Annotated in this window: 8 protein-coding genes and 1 pseudogene; 5 read left to right on the top strand and 4 right to left on the bottom strand. The window is 63.6% G+C overall.

The genetic code is table 11. The features are described 5' to 3' along the window. A pseudogene (locus DT074_RS24305) lies at window positions 1–552 on the top strand (trifunctional transcriptional regulator/proline dehydrogenase/L-glutamate gamma-semialdehyde dehydrogenase); the annotation flags it as partial. 1 nt (window position 553) lies between these two features. On the opposite strand, the gene DT074_RS24300 reads toward DT074_RS24305, so the two are convergent. The 4 genes from DT074_RS24300 to DT074_RS24285 are packed head-to-tail and all read right to left on the bottom strand — an operon-like array spanning window position 554 to window position 4,255. Further along, a complete protein-coding gene (locus tag DT074_RS24300; RefSeq protein WP_119422457.1) occupies window positions 554–1,165 on the bottom strand; it encodes a hypothetical protein in 612 nt (203 codons plus the stop codon). A 59-nt stretch (window positions 1,166–1,224) separates the two neighbouring features. Continuing rightward, on the bottom strand, window positions 1,225–2,175 hold the full coding sequence (locus tag DT074_RS24295) for an Hsp33 family molecular chaperone (protein WP_368744882.1): 951 nt from the start codon (window positions 2,173–2,175) through the stop codon (window positions 1,225–1,227). Then, entirely contained in the window at window positions 2,163–3,086 is a 924-nt protein-coding gene (gene argF / locus DT074_RS24290) for an ornithine carbamoyltransferase (protein ID WP_119422456.1), read from the bottom strand. Before argF ends, DT074_RS24295 begins: the two co-directional genes overlap by 13 nt. Next, window positions 3,086–4,255 carry an aspartate aminotransferase family protein gene (locus DT074_RS24285; protein ID WP_119422455.1) on the bottom strand — a complete coding sequence of 390 codons (1,170 nt, stop codon included), beginning with the start codon at window positions 4,253–4,255 and terminating at the stop codon, window positions 3,086–3,088. The genes argF and DT074_RS24285 overlap by 1 nt, the downstream gene beginning before the upstream one ends. A 185-nt stretch (window positions 4,256–4,440) precedes the next feature. Between DT074_RS24285 and DT074_RS24280 the strand changes: the two genes are divergently transcribed. The 4 genes from DT074_RS24280 (at window position 4,441) to DT074_RS28260 (ending at window position 7,677) form a co-directional block, all read left to right on the top strand. Further along, window positions 4,441–5,376: a LysR family transcriptional regulator gene (locus tag DT074_RS24280; RefSeq protein ID WP_119422454.1), complete on the top strand. Its 936-nt coding sequence runs from the start codon at window positions 4,441–4,443 to the stop codon at window positions 5,374–5,376. A gap of 61 nt (window positions 5,377–5,437) precedes the next feature. Next, window positions 5,438–5,671 carry a hypothetical protein gene (locus tag DT074_RS24275; RefSeq protein ID WP_119422453.1) on the top strand — a complete coding sequence of 78 codons (234 nt, stop codon included), beginning with the start codon at window positions 5,438–5,440 and terminating at the stop codon, window positions 5,669–5,671. A 154-nt stretch (window positions 5,672–5,825) separates the two neighbouring features. After that, window positions 5,826–6,182: a hypothetical protein gene (locus DT074_RS28265; RefSeq protein WP_162915175.1), complete on the top strand. Its 357-nt coding sequence runs from the start codon at window positions 5,826–5,828 to the stop codon at window positions 6,180–6,182. Beyond that, window positions 6,151–7,677 (top strand): hypothetical protein, encoded by a 1,527-nt coding sequence (locus DT074_RS28260; protein ID WP_162915174.1) that lies wholly within the window; start codon window positions 6,151–6,153, stop codon window positions 7,675–7,677. Before DT074_RS28265 ends, DT074_RS28260 begins: the two co-directional genes overlap by 32 nt. Window positions 7,678–7,796 lie beyond the last annotated feature (119 nt).

Raw genomic sequence — 7,796 nt, 5'->3', positions numbered from 1 at the left:
CTGGCGGCGGCGCCGCCGCCGGCGCTGCCGGGCCGTGCGCCCGGCGTGGCGACCGTGTTCCGCGACTGGCTCGCCGCCCGCGGCAGCGCGATGGCAGCCCGCGCGACCGCCTGTATCGAGCGCTCGCCGCTCGGCCATGCGGCGGAGCTGCCCGGACCGGTCGGCGAGCGCAATCTGTATCTTCTGGAGCCGCGCGGCATCGTCGGCTGCGTCGCCTCGGACCCCGACGCGCTGTTCGTGCAGATGACGGCAGCGCTCGCCACCGGCAACCGGATCGGCATCGCGGCCGCGCAGATACCGCCCGACCTGCCGGCGGAAGTTCAGGCATGGCTCGCACCGCCCGACGCCGCGCCCTCGGTGTTCCTGTTCGAGGGCGAGGCGGCTGCGCTGCGCGCTCATGCCGAACGGCAGGCGCGACTATCGCCGGCTGTGCAGCCGATCCACGTCGCGAGGGGCGGCGACTATCCGCTCGAAGCCCTGGTGCGCGAGCGCAGCATCAGCACCAACACCGCCGCTGCCGGCGGCAATGCCAGCCTGATGAGCATCGGCTGAGCTACCTGACCCACTGCGCCAGATAGGTCTTGATGCCCTTTTCGAGCTCGGGCTCGATCAGCGCCACCAGCTCGCGGTCGATCTCCTCGAACAGCGCGTCGCGGTCGTCGAGCGTCGCCTTTTCGGACAGCGTCTTCGACACCATGGCGGAGGCATCGCAGCGGCCTTCCAGATTGCCGCCGAACGACCGGATCTCGATCGCCACCGCGACCTTCGCGTCGAAGCGGCGGTCCTGCTGGGTGGTGAACATGCCGCGGATGCCGCCCGTGGTCGGCAGCTCGGCCTCGATCACCGACGCGTCCGCAATGATGAAGCGGGCGATGCGCTGGTTGCCGACCGCCACCAGGCGCTGGGTCGCCCAGCGCGCCATCAGGCGCGCCGGCGGCTCGCGGAACTGGTGCTCCACATTGGGCGCGCGGAACGGCGGCTCGTAGCGGTCCTGGATCTCGACCAGGGCGACGTCGAGCTTGTAGGGCTGCTTGCCGGTGCCGAGGTCGATCGCCGGCGCAGCGGCCGGAACGGCGGTCGGGGCGTTGATGGGCGGCTGGCCCGTCGTCTGGGCGAGGGTCGGCCGGGTGAATGCCGGCACGACCAGGGAGGCCGCGCCGAGCATGAGAAGGGTGTCACGTCTCGTAGCCATGCGGGAAGCAGAACGCATGGGATGTGGCGACTTCATGGCGAGATCTGGACAGCCTCTGCCGAAAACTCGTAACCCGCGCTGCAGAACTCGCAGGTGACCGAGATGCGGCCGTCGATCGTCATGTCGGCGAGTTCCTCGGCGCCGAAACTCCGCAGCACGGTGCGCACCCGTTCCGCATCGCAGCGGCAGCGCGCCTGCACCGGCAGCGGCGTGTAGACGCGCACGCCGTCCTCGTGAAACAGGCGGTAGAGCAGCATGTTGGCTTCCAGCGCCGGCTCCAGCAGCTCGGTCTCGCCGACCGTCGCGATCAACAGGTTGGCGCGGTTCCAGGCATCCTCGCGCTCGACATCCTTAGGCGAGGGCGGGGCGCCGATCGGGCTCTGCTGCGGCAGGCGCTGGATCATCAGGCAGCTGGCGCGCCAGCGGCCCTCGCGCTTGCCCGCGGCGAGCCGGAAGCTCGCATGGATCTGCTCCGACTGGCCGAAATAGCGTTCCGCCGCCTCGGCCAGGCTCGTCCCCTCGATCGACACGATGCCCTGATAGCGCTCCATATCGGCGCCCTGGTCGATGGTGAAGGCGAGATAGCCCTGGCCCAGCAGGCGGTCGAGCGTGGCCGGGCCGGTGGCCAGCACGGTGGCGAGCCTGGCGGCGTCGAAGCTCGCATAGCCGCGCAGGTCGCCGCCCGTGCGCCAATCCGCCAGCAGCATGCTGATCGGCCCGTCGCCCTTGGTCTGCAAGGTCAGCATGCCCTCGAATTTCAACATGCCGCCGAGCGCCGCGACCAGCGCCAGCGCCTCGCCGAGCAGCGTCGACACCGCGTCCGGGTAATTGTGGCTCTTCAGGATGTGGTCGATCGACGGCGCCAGGCGGACCAGGCGGCCGCGCACCTCCACACCTTCGATCTGGAACGGGTGGATCAGGTCGCCGCGGTCGAGCGTGACGGCGCCCGCCAGGGGACCGATCCCCTTGTCTACGCCATACACCAGGCGAGGATTCCCTTCTGCGCGTGGAGGCGGTTCTCCGCCTCGTCGAACACGATGGATTGCGGCCCGTCGATCACCTCGGCCGTCACTTCCTCGCCGCGATGCGCGGGCAGGCAGTGCATGAACACGGCGTCCGGCTTGGCCGCCGCCATGACATGGCGATCCACCTGGAAGGGTTTCAAGAGGTTGTGGCGATCGCCCGCCTTCTGTCCCATCGAGACCCAGGCATCGGTGACCACGGCATCGGCGCCCGCGGCCGCCGCGCGGGCGTCGTGCACAAGGCGCACGCGGCCGCCCTCGCGCCGCGCCCAGTCCAGTATCTCGGCCGACGGGCTCAACGGCTCCGGGCAGGCCAGCCGCAGCTCGAAATCGAACCGCACGGCGGCATGCACCCAGGACCGCGCCACGTTGTTGCCGTCGCCCGACCAGGTCACCACCTTGCCGGCGATCGGGCCCTTCTTCTCCTCGAAGGTCAGCACGTCGGCCATCAGCTGGCAGGGATGGCTGTCATCGGTCAGCCCGTTGATCACCGGCACGGTGGCATTCGCCACCATCTCCTCCAGCATCGCCGATTTATGCGTCCGGATCATGATGGCGTCGACATAGCGCGACAGTACCTTGGCCGTGTCGGAGGCACTTTCGCCGCGGCCGATCTGCAGGTCGGCCGCGTTCATCACGATGCCCTCGCCGCCGAGCTGGCGCATGGCGATGTCGAAGGAGAGCCGGGTGCGGGTCGAGGCCTTCTCGAAGATCATGGCGAGCACGCGCCCCGCCAACGGCTTGTCGTGATCCGGCGCGCCCTTCGGCGCCCCGTTGCGGCCGCGCTTCATGGCGGCCGCCTTGTCCAGGATCGAGCGGAGCGTCCGGCCTTCCAGCCGGTCGAGATCGATGAAATGCCGGACGCCGCCCATTACCCCAGCTTCGTGCAGGCCCGGTCGAGAGCGTCGATGCCCTCCTTGACCTGGGCATCGGTGATGATCAGCGGCGCGGCGATGCGCACCACGTTCTCGCCGGCGCCGACGGTGAGCAGGCCCTCGGCCCGCGCCGCGTCGACCACCTTGGTGTTCTCGACCACGGCTTCCAGGCCCAGCATCAGGCCCATGCCGCGCACGCCCTTCAGCACCTTCGGGTGCTTGTCGACCAGCATGGCGAGCTGCTGCTTCAGGTGGCTGCCGACCTTCAGCGCGTTGTCGAGGAAGCCGTCGGCCAGCATGACGTCGAGTACCGCATTGCCGACCGCCATGGCGAGCGGGTTGCCGCCATAGGTCGAGCCGTGCGAACCGGCCACCATGCCCTTGGCCGCCTCCTTGGTCGCCATGAAGCAGCCGAACGGGAAGCCGGCGCCGACCGATTTCGCCAGCGCCATCACGTCCGGCTTCACGCCGTACCATTCATAGGCAAAGAGCTTGCCGGTGCGGCCCATGCCGCATTGCACCTCGTCGAAGGCGAGCAAGAGGCCGTGCTGGTCGCACAGCGCGCGCAGCCCCTTGATGAATTCCGGCGTCGACACCTTGATGCCGCCTTCGCCCTGGATCGGCTCGACCAGGATGCCGGCGGTCTCACTTGTGATCGCCTGCTTCACCGCTTCCAGGTCGTTCAGCGCCACCTGGTCGAATCCCTCGACCTTGGGCCCGAAGCCCTTGAGGTATTTCTCGTTGCCGGCGGCGGCGAGCGTGGCCAGCGTGCGGCCGTGGAAGGCGCCCTCGAAGGTGATGATCCGGTAGCGCTCCGGCTTGCCGCTCTCGTACTGGTACTTGCGCACCGTCTTGATCACGCCTTCCAGCGCCTCGGCGCCGGAATTGCCGAAGAAGACCAGATCGGCGAAGGAGGCGGCGGTGAGCCGGTCGGCCAGCTTCTCCTGACCCGGGATCTTGAACAGGTTGGAGGTGTGCCAGACCTTGCTCGCCTGCTCGGTTAGCGCCTTCACGACCGCCGGATGGGCATGGCCCAGCGACGTGACCGCGATGCCGGAGGCGAAGTCGAGATAGCGCCGGCCCTCGGTCGAGATCAGGTAGGGACCTTCGCCGCGCTCGAAAGCGATATCGGCGCGGCCGTAGGTCGGCATCACGTGGGAGGACATGCGAACGGAACCGGTTCCGGCGTAGGAAACGTCCAGAATAGCGGGGGCGATCCCCTGCCTGTCAATCAAAGCGGCTTGCGGCATGGCTTTTCTCCCGGAGGCGAGCGTGCAGTCCGCACCATGCCCTTGCGATATTACAGGCGATAGATCATCATTTCCCGCATCTGCTTTGCGGAAATGCTGAGATGGGAAAGCCCCCCGCCCAGAAAAATCTCGCCAGCAAGAACCTGGACTGGGACGACCTCAAGGTCGCGCTGGCGGTGGCGGAGGCGCGCTCGCTTTCCGGCGCCGGCCGGGCGCTCGGCGTCGACGTGGCGACGGTGGCGCGCCGGCTGGAGCGGCTCGAAGCCGCCCTCGGCGCCAGGCTGTTCCAGCGCGACAACCGGGGCCTCAGCCCCACCTCGGCCGGCGAGAAGCTCGCCGCCCATGTCGCCCGCATGGAGGCCGAGGTGCACGACATCCGCAGCAATCTCGACGCGGCGGATCTCGGCCTCGCCGGCACCGTCGCGGTGACCACGACCGACGTGCTCGCCTGCCACCTGATCGCGCCGGCGCTCGGCCGCCTGCAGGTCCAGCATCCCGGCATCGCCATCGAGATCGCGACCGATATCCGCACCCTCAACCTGTCGCGCCGCGAGGCCGATATCGCGCTCCGCCTGGCGCGGCCGGAACAGGCCTCGCTGCTGGCCCGCAAGGTCGGCGAGGTCGGCTACGCGCTCTACGCCACGCGCGCCTATCTGAAGAGCGCGGGCCAGCCCGATGCCGCCGCCGGCTGCCCGGGCCACCGGCTGGTCGACTGGCCGGAGGATTACACCATCATTCCGCAAGTGCCCTGGCTCCGCCGCCTGGCCAAGGAGGCGACGGTGGTGCTGCGCGCCAACAGCGCCCATGCCCGCCACCAGGCAACGATGGCGGGCCTCGGCCTCGGCCTCCTGCCCTGCGTGATGGTGGGCCCGAAAGACGGCCTGGTCCGCCTCGACACGCCGGAACCGGCGCCCTCGCTCGAACTCTGGCTCGCCGCCCACCAGGACCAGGCCCGCGTGCCGAGGGTGCGAGCGGTGCTGGACTTTCTGGCGGAGACGGCGGTGGGGCAGCGATCCCGGCTGGCCGGGCGCGCGTGAGAGTCCGGGGAACCGCTTGCCCGCCAACAGGTTTCTCTTCCGACAGCCGAGGAGGAGCACCATGGCGATCCCGATCAACGCCGCATCGGCCATCGTGACCGACGGCAAGAAGCAGCGACCGGAGGAAGAGCTGCCGCGGACCGGCGCAGATGAGTTCGAGCGGCGCGTCGCCGCGCATGCGGAGCGGCTGTGGCGCGAGGCAGGCCAGAAGGGCAGCGTCGCCGATTATCGCGAGAAGGCGCGCACCATCGCGGCCCGCGAGGATATCCCGCAGGAGGCGCAGTCGACCGGCTGACGACGCGCCGGCAATTTAGCAACACGGTGGAGGCGGCCCTTGAGCAGTGTTCGAATTAGCGCTCGGGAAGCGCTTGTAGGATCGAGAAGACTCCACACTGTCAACCGTAATAGGGTAAAATGTGGACCGTTGAGGCCGCCATTGGGAGGGGGCGATGAGACACTCCGTATTGGTCCGCGTGCCCCAGGAGTGGGAACCTGACTTCCGGCAGTTCTGGAAACATTTGCGTATGGCTGAAGGGCTGCCTGCTACCTACGATCTGCAGACCCCACAACTCGTAGACAGATTTGATGGCGCCGCACTTGCAGAGTGGATTGTACCACTAGCAGAGCACGGTTCCGCATTGGTAGGCGTAGTACTTGGGTATCTAATTGCGCGTCGCGGAGAAATAGAAATTGGCGATAAAAAATTTAAGAATATTTCGATTCAAAATGTGAAAGAAATATTGAATATTCTTGATAATCTCGACGGGCGGAAAGATGGAAAAGTGCCAAAATCAAAGAAAAAATAAGCCTTGGTATTTGGGGCCGACGCGAAGAAATTTGCTTCGCGGGCGTCTGCGCCGTCGCCGCGCCTTCAGCGTAAATTTGCGGGACCGCAGAGCAGCGCGATCTACTATTGAAATGATTGATAGTGTTTTTCCGAATTCATGCGACGATATGTTCATGTTCTTTGTCAGTTCAATGGAAGCTCAAAGTGAGTTGCGAGGTATAGAGAATCGGAAGTTGCTTATATTCGATGTGGAGCAGACAAATGCGCTTGGGTTTTCGTGTGCCCTCAAGTTTAAATTCGAAAGGCCCCAGTTCTTATATCTAGAGTTCATGATCAGAGCTGCAGAAATGTTGATTTCTGATGGGGAGGAGAGTGTTGCCAAGCGAGTATCGGATTTAAATTTATCCCGATTGATGAGATATAGTATGGTATTGAAAAAATTTCCTGAAATTCCCCGTCCAATTTATTTTGACGGTTTAGATGTGGCAATAATGATAATGCAGAATGTGCTCCCACATTTCCTGTTATCTCATGAGGTAGGGCATTTTATCTGGAGTACGGATCGCGCCACTGCATGGCGCAAGCATATTGAGACGATCTGGCGTGAGCTAAGTTTCTCAGAGGATGAAACTAGCCGTCTGAGTTTTCAACGCTTTGTGCTACCAGATATCGAATACGTGCTCGGGAGCGACGCCGAGATTGTCGGGAGTCGCACCAAAGGTACCCAATTGCGGTTAGCGGGAATCAATGTCGAGGAGAAGATTAGAGAGGAATGTTTTTGTGATACACTGGGTCTTGTCATTGCATCTAAACAGGCAATCGAGATTGGTGTATCGCCATCGCTTCTATGGTTTGCGTTGACGACAATTCTGGAGGGAGCCGAACAACTTCTGTTATTGCGTCGCCTAGTCGATCAGTTGCCTCGTCGAGGCTCGCGTGGGGTAGTATCGTTTCCGGCAAGTAAATTGCCGGCGCGATTGGTCATTATGCGCAAAATGATCGACCTTTTCCGCAGTAAAACAATTGAGGTTGGCTTTAACATCTCTAAATATTGGAGTAATGATGATTTTTTCAAAAGTGAACCGTTTGCAACTGAGGAGGACATCGAGAGGCTGGCCATGCGTTGGCACAGATCGGACATTGTCGCCCGCGGAGGATTTATTCTAGGAACTGGTGCGAAATTCCCGAAGCCAGATGCGCTCAAATTCGACCGAAACGTATACGGGCCTTTGGCTGGAACCTTGTCAGCACTCTGGGCTCCAGCGATGCTAAAATCAGAAGCCTATGAATTATTGTCGCACGTGAATCCAGAATCCACTGAGTTCGATCCATCGCTGGTCGGTCTCGGATGTGCTATGCGAGACGTCACGCAGTCATTACTTCGTCCAAAGGCGACGTATGATTTCATTCGTAAATCGAACATCAAGAAATTTCTTAGGCAAAGTGCCGATGTAGATGCTTACGTTCGCTACCCTCGAGTTGTTGCTCGAAATCAAGTTTGGAGTCTATTTTAAAAGTGAAAGTGTGGGCGCGGAGCGGCTTGCGCTCGCGTACCTAATACGACCGCATAGCGATTTCCTTGAGAAGTTGGAAGGCGGCCCACCGGCCGCCTTCCGCATGATTGGCGGTGGCG

Source organism: Desertibaculum subflavum, assembly GCA_003576705.1.
Lineage (GTDB): Bacteria > Pseudomonadota > Alphaproteobacteria > Ferrovibrionales > Ferrovibrionaceae > Desertibaculum > Desertibaculum subflavum.
Note: the sequence above shows the minus strand (reverse complement) of the source record. Positions and strands in the feature narration are given on the sequence as shown.